17 protein-coding genes are annotated in these 15,962 nt (G+C 69.3%); 4 read left to right on the top strand and 13 right to left on the bottom strand.

Annotation, left to right across the window (positions count from 1 at the left end; all coding sequences use genetic code 11):
* Window positions 1-49: 49 nt before the first annotated feature.
* The 3 genes from BLR21_RS23475 to BLR21_RS23465 are packed head-to-tail and all read left to right on the top strand — an operon-like array spanning window position 50 to window position 2,651.
* Window positions 50-955: a tryptophan 2,3-dioxygenase gene (locus BLR21_RS23475; protein WP_218130943.1), complete on the top strand. Its 906-nt coding sequence runs from the start codon at window positions 50-52 to the stop codon at window positions 953-955.
* Between the two features lie 14 nt (window positions 956-969).
* Entirely contained in the window at window positions 970-1,905 is a 936-nt protein-coding gene (locus BLR21_RS23470) for an alpha/beta hydrolase (protein WP_090008250.1), read from the top strand.
* On the top strand, window positions 1,899-2,651 hold the full coding sequence (locus tag BLR21_RS23465; protein ID WP_090008249.1) for an FkbM family methyltransferase: 753 nt from the start codon (window positions 1,899-1,901) through the stop codon (window positions 2,649-2,651). Before BLR21_RS23470 ends, BLR21_RS23465 begins: the two co-directional genes overlap by 7 nt.
* 4 nt (window positions 2,652-2,655) lie before the next feature.
* Here BLR21_RS23465 and BLR21_RS23460 read toward each other — a convergent pair whose 3' ends face one another.
* The 13 genes from BLR21_RS23460 to BLR21_RS23400 all read right to left on the bottom strand — a co-directional run bounded on the left by BLR21_RS23460 (window position 2,656) and on the right by BLR21_RS23400 (window position 14,736).
* The gene (locus BLR21_RS23460) at window positions 2,656-3,213 is read right to left on the bottom strand and encodes an AfsR/SARP family transcriptional regulator (protein ID WP_256334885.1); all 558 of its coding nucleotides are present in this window, start codon (window positions 3,211-3,213) and stop codon (window positions 2,656-2,658) included.
* 225 nt (window positions 3,214-3,438) lie between these two features.
* Window positions 3,439-4,197 (bottom strand): AfsR/SARP family transcriptional regulator, encoded by a 759-nt coding sequence (locus tag BLR21_RS23455; RefSeq protein ID WP_090008247.1) that lies wholly within the window; start codon window positions 4,195-4,197, stop codon window positions 3,439-3,441.
* Window positions 4,198-4,523: 326 nt separating this feature from the next.
* Window positions 4,524-5,684 (bottom strand): acyl-CoA dehydrogenase family protein, encoded by a 1,161-nt coding sequence (locus BLR21_RS23450; protein ID WP_090008243.1) that lies wholly within the window; start codon window positions 5,682-5,684, stop codon window positions 4,524-4,526.
* The gene (locus BLR21_RS23445) at window positions 5,681-6,385 is read right to left on the bottom strand and encodes a 2-hydroxychromene-2-carboxylate isomerase (RefSeq protein WP_090008241.1); all 705 of its coding nucleotides are present in this window, start codon (window positions 6,383-6,385) and stop codon (window positions 5,681-5,683) included. Before BLR21_RS23445 ends, BLR21_RS23450 begins: the two co-directional genes overlap by 4 nt.
* 20 nt (window positions 6,386-6,405) lie before the next feature.
* Window positions 6,406-7,146 (bottom strand): 3-oxoacyl-[acyl-carrier-protein] reductase, encoded by a 741-nt coding sequence (gene fabG, locus BLR21_RS23440; protein WP_090008239.1) that lies wholly within the window; start codon window positions 7,144-7,146, stop codon window positions 6,406-6,408.
* On the bottom strand, window positions 7,143-7,640 hold the full coding sequence (locus BLR21_RS23435; RefSeq protein WP_090008237.1) for a 3-hydroxyacyl-ACP dehydratase FabZ family protein: 498 nt from the start codon (window positions 7,638-7,640) through the stop codon (window positions 7,143-7,145). The genes fabG and BLR21_RS23435 overlap by 4 nt, the downstream gene beginning before the upstream one ends.
* Entirely contained in the window at window positions 7,637-7,993 is a 357-nt protein-coding gene (locus tag BLR21_RS23430; protein WP_090008235.1) for a 3-hydroxyacyl-ACP dehydratase FabZ family protein, read from the bottom strand. The genes BLR21_RS23435 and BLR21_RS23430 overlap by 4 nt, the downstream gene beginning before the upstream one ends.
* Window positions 7,990-9,126: a beta-ketoacyl synthase N-terminal-like domain-containing protein gene (locus BLR21_RS23425; RefSeq protein WP_176929756.1), complete on the bottom strand. Its 1,137-nt coding sequence runs from the start codon at window positions 9,124-9,126 to the stop codon at window positions 7,990-7,992. Before BLR21_RS23425 ends, BLR21_RS23430 begins: the two co-directional genes overlap by 4 nt.
* Window positions 9,123-10,079: a thioesterase family protein gene (locus tag BLR21_RS23420; protein ID WP_176929755.1), complete on the bottom strand. Its 957-nt coding sequence runs from the start codon at window positions 10,077-10,079 to the stop codon at window positions 9,123-9,125. The genes BLR21_RS23425 and BLR21_RS23420 overlap by 4 nt, the downstream gene beginning before the upstream one ends.
* 1 nt (window position 10,080) lies before the next feature.
* Window positions 10,081-10,851, bottom strand: coding sequence for an alpha/beta fold hydrolase (locus BLR21_RS23415; protein ID WP_090008369.1), 771 nt, complete (start codon window positions 10,849-10,851; stop codon window positions 10,081-10,083).
* Window positions 10,851-12,077 (bottom strand): beta-ketoacyl-[acyl-carrier-protein] synthase family protein, encoded by a 1,227-nt coding sequence (locus BLR21_RS23410; RefSeq protein ID WP_090008233.1) that lies wholly within the window; start codon window positions 12,075-12,077, stop codon window positions 10,851-10,853. Before BLR21_RS23410 ends, BLR21_RS23415 begins: the two co-directional genes overlap by 1 nt.
* A gap of 30 nt (window positions 12,078-12,107) precedes the next feature.
* Window positions 12,108-12,380: an acyl carrier protein gene (locus BLR21_RS23405; protein WP_090008231.1), complete on the bottom strand. Its 273-nt coding sequence runs from the start codon at window positions 12,378-12,380 to the stop codon at window positions 12,108-12,110.
* Window positions 12,381-12,534: 154 nt separating this feature from the next.
* Window positions 12,535-14,736 carry an MMPL family transporter gene (locus BLR21_RS23400; protein WP_218130941.1) on the bottom strand — a complete coding sequence of 734 codons (2,202 nt, stop codon included), beginning with the start codon at window positions 14,734-14,736 and terminating at the stop codon, window positions 12,535-12,537.
* Window positions 14,737-15,016: 280 nt separating this feature from the next.
* Between BLR21_RS23400 and BLR21_RS23395 the strand changes: the two genes are divergently transcribed.
* Window positions 15,017-15,931, top strand: coding sequence for a TauD/TfdA family dioxygenase (locus BLR21_RS23395; protein WP_256334884.1), 915 nt, complete (start codon window positions 15,017-15,019; stop codon window positions 15,929-15,931).
* Window positions 15,932-15,962 lie beyond the last annotated feature (31 nt).

Here is a 15,962-nt window from a genome sequence, read left to right as displayed (position 1 = left end):
TCAGCAGGAGATCAGAGCCATGTCAGACCCGGACTGAAGAATCGGGTTCGTGACTGTCGAGCGGACCACGTACGAGCCTCGCGCCTATACCCCGCTGACCGAGAGCGAACGCCGCGCCAGGGCCGAGCACACGGGCGGCGAGCCCGCGCTCGACTTCAGCGTCGGGCGCACGAGCGCGGACACCACGCCCTACATCGACTACCACAACGTCGATGTGCTCCTCAGTCTGCAACACCCGCGCACGCGGGAGCCGGCGGAGCTGACCTTCTACACCGTGGGACAAATCCAGGAGCTGCTGTTCAAGCTCCTCTTCACGGACATCAACCGCGTGCGCGACCTGCTGTTCGACGACCTGCTCGACGAGGCGCTGTGGCATCTGCGCCGGGTCGAGCGGACCCAGCGGCTGCTGGCGGCGAGCTGGGACCCGGTCAGCGCGATCACCGCGTCCGAGTTCGCGGGTTTCCGCAACGAGCTGGGCGTGGCGTCCGGGCTGCAGTCGTACATGTACCGGCAGCTCGAGTTCGCTCTCGGGCACAAGTCGCCCCGCATGGCCGAGGCGCACAACGCCGTGGCGTGGGTGCACGAGCAGGTCGATGCCGCGCTGAGGGCGCCGAGCGTGTACGACGCCGCGCTCGCGGTGCTGCGCAGGCGTGGCGCACCGATTCCGGAGCGCCCCGACTACGCCCAGCCGTACGAACCTGATCCCGCGGTCGAGGAGGCCTGGGCCGGGATCTACCGCGAGCCGAAGCGCGACCATCGGCTGTACCTGCTCGCCGAGGCGCTGTCCGAGGTGGGCTACCTGCACTCGCGCTGGCGCTCGACACATCTGCTCGTGGTCGAGCGGATCCTCGGGCACAAGCCGGGTACGGGTGGCACCGACGGTGTCGACTGGCTGCGGCGGGTGTCCGAGCACCGGTTCTTCCCCGAGTTGCTGGCCGCGCGCTCCACCCTCTGACCAAAGGGCTTTCCGTGGCGGTGTACCGCGACTACGACCAGGCCGAGCTCGACCGGCAGTACTCACCGAGCTCCCTCGTTCCCGATCTGGGGCTGTTCCTCGACGGCTACGCGAGGACCAGCGAGGCGGCGCGGACCGAGCTCCCGGTGCGGTCAGGGTTGCGCTACGGCCCGGCGGCGAGGGAGACGCTCGACTTCTTCCCCGCGAACCGCCCCGGCGCGCCGCTGCTCGTGTTCGTGCACGGCGGGTACTGGCAGGAGCTGAGCAAGGAGGACTCGGCGTTCCCCGCGCGGGACCTGGTGCCCGCGGGGGTCGCGTTCGCCGCTCTCGGCTACGGCCTGGCACCCGAGCACCAGCTCGGCGACATCGTCACGCAGGTCGCCCGCGGTCTCTCGTGGCTCGCCGGCCACGCCACCAGGCTCGGGGCCGGCCGCGTGCACGTGGCCGGCCACTGCGCCGGCGCACACCTCGTCGTCGCGGCGCTGTGCCGGGAAGAGCTGCCGCTCGCGAGCGCGATCCTGCTCAGCGGCGTCTACGACCTCGAACCGCTGCGGCTCACCTACGTCAACGAACCGCTCGGGCTCGACGCGGCGGAAGCCGCGCGGCTGAGCCCGATCCGGCACCTGCCCGACCGGCTGCCGCCACTGGTCGTCGCCCGCGGCGGGGTGGAGACCCGGGAGTTCGCGCGACAGCACGACGAGTTCGTCGCCGCCGCCGCGTCCCGCACGCCGCGGCTCGACGAGCTCGTCATCAGCCACCGCAACCACTTCGACATCCCACACGACCTCGGTGACCCGGCCACCGCGCTCGGAGCCGCCGTGGCCGGCCTGCTGGTGCCGCAACCGGCAACCTTCGCCGCGTCTTCGACGCTCAGCAGGGCGCCTCGTCTGAGCGCCGAATACGGGGCAAACGCTGCCGGTTGCGGCACTGGAGGGGACGCACGATGCTGATCGACCCTGGCGAGGTGGCCGGCGTCAACCGCCACGAGACCGAGTACCTCTATGACGAGATAGTCGTCCGGCGCGCGTACCTTCCGCCTGGCGTGGAGCTGCCGCCGGGGTCGGTCGTGCTCGACGTCGGCGCGAACATCGGGATGTACTCGCTGTTCGCCCGGTCGGAATGCCCTACCGCATCGATCTACGCGTTCGAGCCGTTGCCTCCGTTGCTGGAGAAGCTGCGCGCCAACGTCTCGGCGCATGACGTGACCGTGCTGCCGTACGGACTCTCCGACGCCGACCGCGAGGTGTCCTTCGTCTACTACCCCGGCTACTCCACCATGTCCACGCAGTATGCCGACACAGCACTGGAGAAGCGGTACATCCGGGATCGGTTGTCCGAAGTGGACTATGACGCGGAGTTGCTCGGCGAGCTGCTCGACTTCCGCTTCCGCGAGCAGACCTTCGGCTGCCGGGTGCGCCGGCTGTCCGGCGTCATCGACGAACTGGGGCTGCCCCGCGTCGACATGGTGAAGATCGATGTGCAGCGGGCTGAGCTGGACGTGTTGCGCGGCATCGAGGAGCGGCACTGGCCGATGCTGCACCGGCTCGTGCTGGAGGTGCACGACGAGGCAGGCACGCCGACGGCGGGGCGGCTCGCTCCGACGACCGGGATGTTGCGGAACAAGGGGTTCGACGTCACTGTGCGGGAGGACCCCGGTGGCCGCCACACAGTCTTCGCGGTGCGGCGGCCCGCCTGACCTGTCAGCGCACCAGCGGCACCGGCCCGGCGCCGGGCCACACCAGGGCGGGCGTGCCGGTGAGGATCGCCTGGTGCACCTCGCGCAGCAACGCTCCGGGGTCTATCCCGAACTCCTCGGCGAGCACCCGCCTGCCCTCGTCGAACACGGTGAGCGCGTCGGCCTGCCGGTCACACCGGTACAGCACCGTCATGAGCTGGGCGCGGAACCGTTCGCGCAACGGGTGCTGCGCGACCAGCTGGGCCAGCTCCGGCAGGATCTCGGCGGCCCTGCCGAGCGCGAGGTCGGCGTCCAGCCGCCGTTCGAGCACGGACAGCCTGTCCTCCTCGAGCCGCGGACCCGCCGAACTGGCCAGGTACTCGGTCACCCCGGCGAGGGCGGGACCGCGCCACAGGTGCAGCGCCGCCCGGTACCGCTTCGCCGCCTCCTCGTACCGGCCGGAGAACAACGCCGTCCTGCCGCGCTCCGCCTCGTTCTGGAACTCGGCGAAGTCGAAGTGCGCGGTGCCGATGTCGAGCCGATAGCCGGGAGATCTCCGGACGATGGCCGATCTGCTGCCCACGATCTTTCGTAATCGTGAGACATAGGTGTGTATCTGTGCGTAGGATGTCGCGGGCGGATGCGGGCCCCATAGTACGTCCGACATCTGTTCATCTGAAATCAACTTGTCGCCGGAAAGCAGCAGGGCAGCGAGCACGGTGCGCGGTTTGACCCCGTCACGGGTCAACTCCGCGTCGCCCCCGCGCACTTCGACCGGACCCAAGATACGAAATTCCACGAGATCCACCTACCCGAGAACCTTGTCCTGGACGAGAATCGCCTCATACAGCTGCCGCATGCCGCGACCGGGTTCGAGCCCCATTTCGCTGGCCAGCCGCTTTCGGGTGTGATGAAACACGTCGAGCGCCTCGGTCTGCCTGCCGTCGCGGTACAGAGCGATCATCAGTTGTTCACTGAAACGCTCTCGTTCCGGATATTGCGCGGTCAGTAGGTTGAGCTCGGGGACCACCCCGCGCTGGTCGCCGTTGGCAAGTTTGGCCGTGATCAGGTCCTCGCGGGCGCTGAGACGTCTCTCGTTCAGATGAGTGGCCTCCATGCGGCACCGCGCACCGTCGCAGACGTCCAGCAGCGCCGGCCCGCGCCACAGCCGCAGCGCCTCTTCCAGCAGCTCAATGGCCATCGCCGGGTGCCGTTGCACCTTGGCGGCCCCGCGTTCGGCCAGGTCCAGGAACCGGTAGCCGTCCACGCAGTTCTTCGGCACGTCGAGCAGGTAGCCGCCGCTCACCGTGCGCAGCACCTCGTCGCCCTTGCGCCCGGTGACCGACTCGAGCAGCTTGCGCAGGCGGGTGATGTTCGCGTGCAACGCATTGCGCGCATTGCCCAGCGGTTTGCCGGACCAGAGCTCCTCGACCAGTTGTGCCGCGGGCAATGGCACCCCCGGCGGCAGCGCTAGCAGGGCCAGTACGGTGCGCACTCTCGCCGAAGCAATTTCACGTTCCTGCCCTTCACGGGTGACTGCCAACGAACCGAGAATTCGAATCTCCATTTCGCGACACCTCTTCACACCTCAGCGCGGAACCATTGATCACATGATCGGCCGGGCGCACCCCCGATTCAGCTGTGACCACAGTTCCGACCCCCATTGATTGCTCCACCCCCGCAGAGCAGTCGCAGGCCCGGCTCCAGGACGGCGCGGGCAAATACGACCTGGTTCACACTATACGGAAGTAACAGCCTGTGTCGAATACCACAGGCAACTGGGCGACATACCACGGTGGTATGACCCGTTCGAAGGGTGGCGAATGAGGATGAATGACGCAGTATCCACCGCGCCTCGCGAGCAGGATTGACTGACCGATTGATTGGCTATGACTACAGTGACGCCGCGATGATCTCTTTCATGATCTCGCTGGTGCCGCCGAAGATGCGCGAGACCCTGGCATCGGCCCATGCCCGCGCGACCGGCTGGCCGGCGAGATAGCCATAACCGCCGAAGAGCTGCAGACACCGGTCGACGACCTCGCACAGCGTCTCCGAGGCGTGCAGCTTCGCCATCGCCGCGTCCGTCATGGAAAGCTCGCCGGCGAGCGCGCGTTCGACGCATCCGTCCACCAGCGCCCTGCTCGCGGCGGCCGCGGTCGCACAGTCGGCGAGGACGAACTGGGTGTTCTGGAACTTCATCAGCCTGCGCCCGAAAGCAGTGCGCTGCCGGCAGTGCCGCACGGTCTCCTCGATCGCGGCCTCCATCGCCGCCACCGAGGTCACCGCCAGCAGCAGGCGTTCCCTGGAGACGAGCGGCAGCAACTGCCGCAGACCACGGCCCTCCGCACCACCGAGCACGTTGCCCGCCGGGACACGGGTGTCGTCGAAGGTGAACTCGCCGGTGTCCTGGCCGTGCCTGCCGATCTTGTCCAGCACCGGCCCGCGGTGGCAGCCCGCGAGCCCGTCGGCCTCGACGACCACCAGGGACATCCGGCGCTGCCGCTCCTCCGGCGCAGACGTGACGACGAACGTGATCACCAGGTTCGCCTGGCCGCCGTTGGTGACGAACGTCTTGGTGCCGTTGAGCAGGTAGTCCTCGCCGTCCCGGCACGCACGGGTGGTGATGGCCTGCAGGTCGGAGCCGGCACCGGGCTCGGTGACCGCGAGCGCGCCGACCAGCTCGCCCGTGACAAGCCGCGGGAGCCAGCGCCACTTCTGCTCCTCTGTCCCGTGCAGAAGTACGTACTGCGTGACGATCCCGTGCGCGCTCAGCCCCCACGACGTGTCGCCGACACGCGCCTGTTCCTCCGCGAGCACGGCGTCGTGCGCCACCGTGCCGCCCGCCCCGCCATACTCCGGGGGAACGCTCAGGCCCAGCAGCCCACGCCGGCCTGCCTCCGTCCACAGTGTCCGGTCGACCTGCCGCTCGGCCCGCCACCGCAGCTGGTGCGGCAGCACCTCGGCGGTGAAGAAGTCACGGGCCAGGTCGCGCACCGTGGCGAGGCCGGGATCCGCGGTCTCCCACCGCGGCCCCGGCCGGCGCACGCTCATCCGCAGCCGCCCGCGTGCCCGTCGTCAGGGCCACGGCCCATCCCGACGGCCGCCGTCACGACCTCGGGCTCCGCCTGCGCAGGGGCCTGCCTCGCCCGGACGTGGCCGGCGAACGCCTCCAGCCGGTCGAGACCCCAGAACCGGGTGAACCCCTGCACGAAGAACGGCACACCGAACGCGCCGTGCCGGAAGGCCTCCGCCATCGAGACCGCACCCTCGCCGCGCAGTTCGTCGTCGTCGGCGGCGTTGGCGACGGCGACCGAGTCGAGCTCCAGCAGCGCACCGATCTCGGCGATGGTGGCGCGGTCGCAGATGTCGCGGCCCTGCTCCCACCGAGCCCGGTAGACCGCATCGATGTAGCCGAGGCCCTTGCCGTGCCGCCGCGCGTACAGGTACCCGAGGTGCGGCACCTCCCACACCGGATCCCTGTCCACCGGCCAGGTGACCTCGATGCCGCGTTCCCTCGCCAGCCGCGCCACGTCCTGCAAGATGTAGAAGTGCTTGGCGCGCGTCATTTCCGCGTACGGCAACTCGGCCCCCTGGGCACGGATGAGCCCGGCACTGCGCTCGTCCGGCTCGTAGTACGGCCGCCACTCGATCGACTCCGCGACGTCGCGGAACCGGCTCATCAGCTCCCGATACGCGAGCCACGAGTACGGGCTGCGCAACGAGAAGTAGAACCTGGGCGTTTTCCTGCTCATGCCAATCCCCTCCGGTGGCGTCAGATCACCAGGCCGCCGTCGACGCCGAACACCTGGCCGGTGATGTAGGAGGCGCGGTCCGACACGAGGAACGACACCAGGTCCGCTACCTCCTCCGGCCTGCCGAACCGGCCGAGCGGGATGCGCCCGGCGAGCCCTTCGGTCGCCCTGGCGGGCAACCCGGCGGTCATGTCGGTCTCGACGAACCCCGGCGCGACCACGTTGGCACGGATGCCGCGCGGGCCGGACTCCTTGGCGAGTGCCTTGGTGAACCCGATGATCCCGGCCTTCGAGGCCGAGTAGTTGGTCTGCGTGCCGTTGCCGTGCACGCCGGCCACCGAGGACATCGTGACCACGGTGCCGGCGCGGCGCTTGACCATCGCGAAGATCGCGGCCGAGCACACGTTGAACACGCCGTCGAGGTTCACCCGCAGCACCGAGTTCCAGTCCTTTTCGGACATCAGCACCAGCGGGTTGTCCTTCACGATCCCGGCGCAGGTGACCACGGCGTGGATCGGGCCGAGCTCGGCTTCGGTGTCGCGCACGAACCGTTTGCTCTCCGCGTACTCGGCCACATCCACCTGCCGGGCCAGCACCGAGGCGCCCGACCCGGCCGCTTCCTTCGCGACGAGCTCCGCCGCGGAATCGTTGGAGCGATAGCAGAACGCGACGTCCCAGCCGTCCTCGGCCAGGCGCGTCACGACTGCGCGTCCGATCCCCCGCGAGCCACCGGTCACCAGCGCGACCCGGCGCGCGGTCACCGCGGTGCTCCCGTCAGGGGCTTGTCGCGCACCAGCACGCTGGAGTCCCGCAGCGCCGCGGTGAACTGTGCCACCTCCAGCACCTTGCGCCCGCCGACGTAGGAGGCGCCGCCGACCACAGCGGCGTCGTCGACCAGGCGGTGGATCTCCGCGCGGTGCTCCAGCACGTCACCGGGGAACACCGGCCCACCGAGCTCGACGCCCTTGATGCCCGCGGCCAGCTCGACCTTGCCGGCCAGCACGTCGGGGTTGGGCTGCTCCCAGCAGATGAGCAGCACCGCGGCCTGCGCCCACGACTCCAGCAGCAGGCTGATCGGGTAGGCGTAGTCCTCCTCGGCGGCGTCGTCGCCGAGGTGCCGGTAGCAGGGTTCGGCGACGGTCACCGCCTTGTGCGCCACCAACGTCCGGCCGACCTCCACCGCGGATACCCGGTCCACCAGGAGGATCGGGTAGCGGTGCGGAATAAGCCGTTTGATCCGTGCGACGCCGTTCATCGCACACCTCCCGTGGCATAGCGCAGCCGGATCTGGGCGACGGTCCGCTCCCCCACCGACGCCGTGGCGGCGCAGCGCAGCACGCCGTCCTTTTCGGACAGTTCGGCGGCGAGGTCCACGGTGTCGCCGCCGTAGACCGGTGCCGCGAACCGGACCCGCTCCAGCGCCACCGGACGACGCACGCCCCTGGTAGCCCTGACCAGCGAGTGGACGTACTCGACCAGGTAGAGGCCGGGCAGGATCGGAAAGCCGGGGTAGTGCCCCTCCAGCACGGGGTGGGCGGGATCGATGTCGACCGCCGCGCGCACCACCGGGCCGTCCGCTCCCACGACCCGGACGTCCCACCCGTTCACGACGAACCTCCGCAGCCACCGAGCACCAGGCAACCGGTCATGCCGTCACGACCGATCGTGGTGACCACCGCCGCCTCGTCGCGGCCGAGCGGCCTGCGCCCGGCCGCCGCCAGCACGGCGGCGATCTGGAACCCGGCCGAGGCCGCCGACGCGTCACCGATCAGGTGCCGGCTCCGGATCCACTCCGGTGCCGACGCCCCGAACTCCTCGGTCAGCACGTCGTTCTCCACCGGGGCCGCGCCCGCGCTCGCGGGTGCGACCACGCGCACCTGCTCCGGACCGACCCCGGCCTGCCGCAACGCGGCGCGGACGCAGTCCCGCAGCGCGGCACCGGCGTCACCGTGGGCGCCGAACGCCGTGAATCGGGTGGCGAGCAGCCTGACCAAAGGCGTGCGGCCCGACCGTTCCGCGTCGGCCGCGGACTCCAGCAGGAAGAACGCGCTGCCCTCGCCGAGCGCGGACATGCCGTCGCCGCCCGCCCTGCCCGCGTGCCACTCCAGCCATGCCCGCTGCGCCGAGTACTCCTCCGCCACACCGCACAGCGCGCGGTCGCAGTGACCACCGCGCACGAGCCTGGCCGCATAGCTCAGCGTCAGCAGTGCGGTGAGCCAGTCACCGGAGATGGTGGTGTTCGGCCCCTTGATGGTGTGCCAGATCGCGCTCTGGCCCGCTGCCTTGTTCATCACCGTGTTGGGGAACTTGGCGGGGTCGACGTGGTACGGCTTGTCCCCGGTGAGCGAGTCACGCGTGGTGTCCATGATGGACTGGACGCTGGCCCACCCGGTGCCGAGCACGAGCGCGGCTCGTTCCGGGTCGGCGACGAGGTCCTCGCGGCACTGGTCGACCAGGCCGCCCGCCGCGGTCACCGCGAGTGCGGTGAGCCGGTCCATCAGGCGCGTTCCCTTGTTGCCCAGGTACTTCGCGGCGCTGAAGTCGGGTACCAGGCCCACCAGCTCGTAGGGCACGTCGAACTGCGACCTGTCCACACCGGAGATCGCGCTGCGGCCGGACAGGACACCGTCGGCGAACGGGTCGTTGCCCACGCCGTACGGCGACACGACGAACCACTTGGACAGCACCAGTTCCGCGGTGCGCGTCCCGTCGCGGTCGGCGAGCGCGGCCTGGGCCGTCATGATGTCGCTCCGTCACCGAGCAACGCGCCGTGCAGCCTGTCGTCGAAGTCGACCTGGCTCCAGTCCCGCCGGTTCTCGATCACCGCGTAACCGTGGGTGATCGTGCCGGTGGCGGTCTTGCGCAGCACGCCGTCGCGGCGCACGTAGCAGTCCATCCTGGCGGTGTAGGTCAGCCGCTTGAACACGTTCTCCACGGTGAAGACCGTGTGGATCTCCTCCTCCATGCCGACCTCGTCCAGCATCGTGATGCTGGAGCTCGGCACGACCGGTATCCAGTTCTGCTCGCTCAGCAGGGTGTGGATGGAGACACCGCGGTCGGCGAGGAAGAGGTCGACCGCCTCCTCCATCAGCCGCAGGTAGCCCGACATCTGCAGGCGCTCGGTGAAGTGGCAGTACGGGTAGGGCACCCGCCACGACCAGCCGAACGCGTTGCGGTTCTCGGTGAGTTGCGCGATCACGTCGTCACCGCTCGCCGCCACGGGCTCCTGCGGGGTGCCGATGCGATCCACGACCAGTGCGGCCAGCTCGGCGGGCACCGGCTCGGCGGGAAAGCCGCGCACGTCCTTCCGCAGCGTCACGCCGACCTTGGCGGTCACCGTCCTCACCGGCTTGCCCCGGTCGGCGATCATCTCCACGACGAACCGCAGCTCCTGGCCGGGGCCTTCGGCCTGGCGGACGGTGGCGACCGCGACGTCGTCGATGTGGTACGCCGTCCACATCCTGGTGTCGATCTCGGTGATGTCGGTGCAGATCCCGTACCGCTCGTAGAGCTCGCCGGCCGGGAACCCGCGCTGCCGCAGGTGGTCGAGAACGGCCTCCTCCACGAGGTAGTTGACGTGTTTGAAGCCGATCCACGTGCAGATGTTGGAACCCTCGTAGCGGGGCCTCAGCACCACGCGGGTCGAGTCGTCCCGCGGCAGCGTGCCGGCGGGAGCGTTTCGGGTGGAAGTCACGTCAACTCCTGGCTCGGGTGGTCGGCAGCATGGCCGCGTCGAAGAAGTCGGAAACGGCACGGGCGAAGAACTCTGGCTGTTCCAGCATCGGGAAGTGACCGCACTGCTCGATCAGCTCGAACCTGCCGTCGGGCAGGCCGTCCGCCAGCGCCCGGCCGTCGGAGGGATCGGCCGCGATGTCGGAGTCACCGGTCAGCACGAGCTGGGGCGCGGTGACGCCGGAGAGGTCGAGGAACGGTGTCCGCAGGTACGACTCGAAGAACCGCATCCAGCCATACGGGCCTACCTGGTCCCGGATGCTGACCGCCAGCGCCATCCGCTGCCGTTCCGCGTACCTGGACGCCTCGCCGACGCGCAGCGCCTCGGCGAAGATCCGGTGGAAGTCGTTGAGGTAGTGCGAGATCGTGTGCCACGTGAAGTCCCTGGGGCGCGGCCGGTAGAACGCGCTCACCAGGACCGAGGGGCGTGGTGCGAGCTTGCCGGTGCAGTACGCCTCCAGCAGCAGCGCCGCCGAGAACGAGTGCGCGACGACGGCGTCGAATCCTGGCTGGGCCTCCACCGCGCACACCACCGGCTCGATCTGGTCGCCGATATGGCTCCAGTCACCGCTGTCGATGCCGTGCCACGGGAGCTCGACCTCCCACAGCTCGGCCGTCGGCGGCATCCTGTCCACGAGCGAGTCCCAGACCGTGGTCTTGCAGCCGAGTCCGTGCAGCAGCAGCACCCGCGTCGCACCCTCCGATGTGGACGGACGGCGGAGCAGCGGAACCATCACCCACCCGCTTCGCACCGGCCGAGCACGGTAACGGCGTTGTTCCCGCCGAACGCGAGCGAGTTGTTCTGCACCACGTTCACCTCGGCGTAGCGGACCTCGTTGGGAACGCAGTCCACATCGCACTCGGGGTCGGTCTCCCGATGGTTGATCGTCGGCGGGATGAACCCCTCGGTGATCGCCAGCGCGCACGCCGCCGCACCGAGCGCGCTGGCCGCGCCCATCGCGTGGCCGAGCATGCTCTTGATCGACACGGTGGGCGGCGGGGTACCCGCGAACGCCTGCCGGATGGCGCCGACCTCGGTCATGTCGTTGGCCCTGGTACCGGTGCCGTGCGCGGAGATGAAGTCGATGTCCTCGGGCTTCACGCCGGCGTTGTGCAGCGCCAGCTCCATGCATCGCGCGAGCGTGTTCTGGTCCGGGTGCACCGGGCTGAGCGCGTCGCAGTTGAGGCCGTACCCGAGCACCTCGGCGTAGATGCGCGCGCCGCGGGCGAGTGCCGACTCCAGGCTCTCCATCAGCAGGATGCCGGCGCCCTCGCCGACGAGGATGCCCTTGCGGTGCCGGTCGAACGGCTGGCACACCTCGGGCGCCATCGCGCCGAGCCGGTAGAACCCGGCATAGGTCTTGCGGCACAACGCGTCCACTCCACCGGCCAGCACCACGTCGGCGTCACCGGCGCGAATCGCGTCGATGCCGTGCCCGATCGCGTAGTTGCCGGCCGCGCACGCCGTCGGGATGGTGACCGGCTCGACGTCGGTGAGCGCGAGCTCGCGCACGATGCTGGTGGCCAGGCGCGAAGCCGGCGACCGGCGGGCGAGCAGCTCGTCGAGGTGCTCCGGTCCGTCACGGAGCTGATCGACGGCCAGCTGGTCGAGGTCCCGCGACTCGCCGTCGGTCGTGCCGACGGAGACAAGGCAGCGGCGGCCGCGTAACTCGTCGAACGGCAGCCCCGCGTCGCCGACCGCCATACGTGCGGCAGCGGCGGCGAACTGGCTGGTGCGGCCCATGGTCGAGGGGTCGGTGCCCACCACCCAGTCCCCGGCCGTGAAGTCGGTGATCTCGCAGCCGTTGGCGTGGGCGTACCCCTCGGTCTCGAACGAGGTGATCGGCTTGACGCCGCTGCGGCCGGACCGCAGGCCCTCCGAGAACTCCTTGGCGCCGATGCCGATGCTGGAGACGATGCCGAGACCGGTGATCACGACCTTGCGTCGTGCGTCGTCCATTGTGTCCCCCTCCCGGTTATCTGGAGCGGGTCACTTCGCCGCCGACGCTTCCTGGACCACCGCGACGACACCGTCCAGGTTGACCATGCGGGCCAGCTCGCTCTGGTCGATGTCGACGCCGAAGACCCGCTCGAGGGAGGAGAGGATCTCGATGGCGCCCATGGAGTCGGCCTCGTGGTCCTCCTTGAACAGGCTCGTGCCTGTCATCTCACCCGGTTCGATCTCCAGGATCTCGCAGACGATCGCCTTGATCTTCTCGCGCACGCCTTCGTCCACATTGGATGTCTGGTTGGTGGTGGTCATGGCAGCCCCCTGATGTGCGATGTGCCGGACGGGGGCCAACTTTGTCAGCGGGGCTTATACGATTCCTATACCCGTAGGAAGCGCCGGGCGCGGTGCCCCATGGATCGGGGGTTGACCCCGGGGCACCGCTCGCTTCCGATCCGGCGTTCCTGGTTCACCGGATCGGCTGGTTCACCACCGTCTGGTCCGTCGCGCCGGAGGGCCGCGGTCCGCTCGTGACCGACGGCCACGGACGGGACGGCCACCAGCTCGATCGGCCGAGCAGGGCGAGGATCGCGGGCAGGATGAGGATCCGCACGATCACCGCGTCCAGGAGCACACCGACCGCGAGCGCGAAGCCCGTCTGCTTCATCTCCAGCAGGTGCAGGAACATGAAGGCCACGAACACCGACACCATGACCACGGCCGCGCTCGTGACGACGCTCGCCGACGTGACGATGCCCCGCGTGACGGCCTCCCGCGTGGACGCACCTTGCTGGACCGCCTCCCTGATCCGGCTGACCACGAAGATCTGGTAGTCGATCGACAGGCCGAACAGGATCACGACCAGGAACAGCGGCACACGCGACCCGATGAACCCGACGGACGAGAACCCGAGCAGGCCTTCGGCCCAGGTGCCCTGGAACACCAGCACCAGCGCGCCGAACGCACCCGCCGCGGACAGCACGGTGAGCAGCGTGCCGATGAAGGCGATCACCAGCGAACGCAACGCGATCGCGGTCATCAGGAACGTCACCAGCAGCACGAATCCCAGCACCAGGGGAAGCTTCCCGTTCTGGTGCGTGACGTAGTCCCTGTTCTGCGCGACGTCTCCGGACACCGCGTACTCGGCTCCCGGCAGCCCGGCGAACGCCTGCGGCACCAGGTCGGCACGCAGCCGGTCCAGTGCCTGGGCCGCCTCCGGCGAGCTGACCTTGTTCGGCGTGCCGAGGTCGAGCGTGCCCGTGTGCCCGTCCGCGGAGAGCTTGATCTCGGGATTGTCGTTGCCCGCGAACAACGGGTCCGCGCTTGCCTTGTCCGCCAGGCTTTCCAGTGCCGTGCGGATGTCGGCGGACGACGCCGAGGCCGAGCGCACCGCGATCGCGTTGTTCGCCCGCTCGGTCGGGAACGCCTCCGAGACGCGGTCGGCGACCTGCAGCGCCGGGACGCTCCGCGAGTACGTGTCGTTGCCGGGCACGCCGAGCTTCAACCCCAGCGCGGGCAGCGACAGCAGCAGCATGAACAGCAGCGACACCAGCAGCGTCAGGCCGGGCTTGCGCATCGCCGGACGCAGCAACTTCTCCCACAGCCGGCCCTGCGCACCCGCGTCGGACCGCCGCCGCAGGAACCGCACCTGCTTGTCGACCCGGTTGCCGAGCTTCGCGAGCAGCGCCGGCAACACGGTCAGCGAGCTCACCACCGCCACCGCGATGACGATGATCGTGCCGGCCGCCAGCGATGAGAAGATCACGTCGTCGGCCAGGAACAGGCACGCCGTGGAGAGGATCACGGCGAGGCCCGACATCACGATCGCCCGGCCGGACGTGGCCGCCGCGAGCTCGATGGCCGCCGTCGTGCTGATCCTGCCGCCGGACGCCTCGCGTTCCTCCCGTTCTCGCTTGAGATAGAACAGGGCGTAGTCGACGCCGACCGCCATCCCCATCATCACGATCACCTGGCTGCCCACGCCCGCGTCCGGGAACAGGTAGGACGCGAGGCCGTACAACCCGCTGGCACCCGCGATCGAGGTGATGGCGAGCAGCACCGGCACGCCGGCCGCGAGCAGCGAGCCGAAGACGATGAACAGGATCAGCAACGTGATCGGCAGCGTGATCCCCTCGGACAGCGCGAGGTCCGCCGACCGCTGGTCCGAGAGTCCCTTGCCGGTCGAACCCTTGCCGGTCTCCTCGACGACCAGGTCCGGATTCGCCTTCTGCACCTCGGCCGTCTGCGCCTGCAGTGGCTCCACGAACTGGCTCGCGTACCGCTGGTCGCCCTTCATGGTGACCTTGACCATCACCGCCTGACCGTTCGGTGAGACCACCGGCTCGGCCACGGACGACACCTCGGGCAGCACCCGCATCCGCGCGCTGACGTCCGCGGCCGCCCGGTCGGCGGCAGCGCGGTCCAGGGACCCGGACCGTGCCGTGATCAGCACCTTCTCGATCGCGGCCGGCGCGAGACCCCCGTCGTCGGCAATCTGCTCCATCCGGCCGGCCTCACCGACCCGGAAGTCCGCGCTGGTCGCGTCCTTGCCGCCGGCGAAGCTGCCGGCCATGACGCACAGCACCACGAACAGGATCCATCCGATGATCGCTTTCCAGGGGTTGCCGGCACTCCAGCCGGCCACCCGCACGATCAGTGCACGCTTGCGCACGCCTGCCATCCCCTCACCAGCCACTGTCCGAGCCACCCTCCACCTGTAAGACGAGACTGACAGATGGCAGGACGACGTGTCAACGCGGGTTCCACGGGGGTAGCGCTGACCAGGGACTTTCATCCTGCACTTAAGCAGGTGGTCAGTGGAGATGGTGAAACCTAGGCTCGAAAGCGCGTCGCATCGCCTGTTGTTCAGTGGGGGGAAATGGATGCCCGCTCTCTTTGACGCCGAGGGTCCGCCCGACGTTTTCACGTTGGGATCAATCGAGACGAAAGCCATGGAACAGGTCGCCAACGACTTTCTTGCGGTCGCCGGCGACGAGGTCGGCTCACCCGCGTGGACGACCGCGTCGAGCGATTTCTGGCACGACGTTCCGGCTTCGGTCCGCAAACGCATCGCTCGGTTCCGCCGCGATTCCGGTGAGTCCGGGGCGTTGCTGGTCCAGGCATTACCGGTGGACGAGCTGCTGATTCCCGATACGCCGGCGCACAGCGGTTCCGTACAGCGCGAGGCAACCGTGCCCGCCGCGCTGCTGTCGCTGTTCACGAGCGGCCTCGGCGACCCGGTGGCGTTCCTCGCCGAGAAGTCCGGCGCGCTCGTGCAGGACGTGGTGCCGGTACCCGGCAGCGAGAGCTTCCAGGGCAACGAGGGCTCGGTGATGCTGTCGTTCCACAACGAGAACGCCTTTCACCCGCACCGGCCCGACTACGTGCTCCTGCTGTGCCTGCGGGCCGACCACGAACGTGTGGCCGGACTGCGCATCGCCAGCATCCGCCGCGCATTTCCGCAGCTCAGCACCGAGTGCCGGGAGTCGCTGTTCCGCGCCGACTTCGTCACCGCGCCACCCCCGTCGTTCGGCGGAGGTGAAGCCACCGAGCCGCACGCGGTGTGCGGCGGCGATCCGGAGGACCCGGACATCGTGGTCGACTTCGCCGCGACGACCCCGTTGCACGACGCCGCCGGCAAGGCACTGCGGGAGCTCGAAGCGGCGCTGGAGGCAACGTCGGTGACGTTCTGCCTCGCGCCCGGCGACATGGCGGTGGTGGACAACCGCATCTCGCTGCACGGCCGTACGGCGTTCGTCCCCCGCTACGACGGACGGGACCGCTGGCTGCAGCGCAGTTTCTCGCTGCGCGATCTGCGAGATTCCCGGCGCTATCGGCCGAATGACGGCCACGTGCTCGTCAAATGATCTTCCACGCACACGAGTGGTAACCGACTTG

Source organism: Lentzea albidocapillata subsp. violacea (genome assembly GCF_900100275.1).
GTDB classification, from domain to species: domain Bacteria; phylum Actinomycetota; class Actinomycetes; order Mycobacteriales; family Pseudonocardiaceae; genus Lentzea; species Lentzea violacea.
Note: the sequence above shows the minus strand (reverse complement) of the source record. Positions and strands in the feature narration are given on the sequence as shown.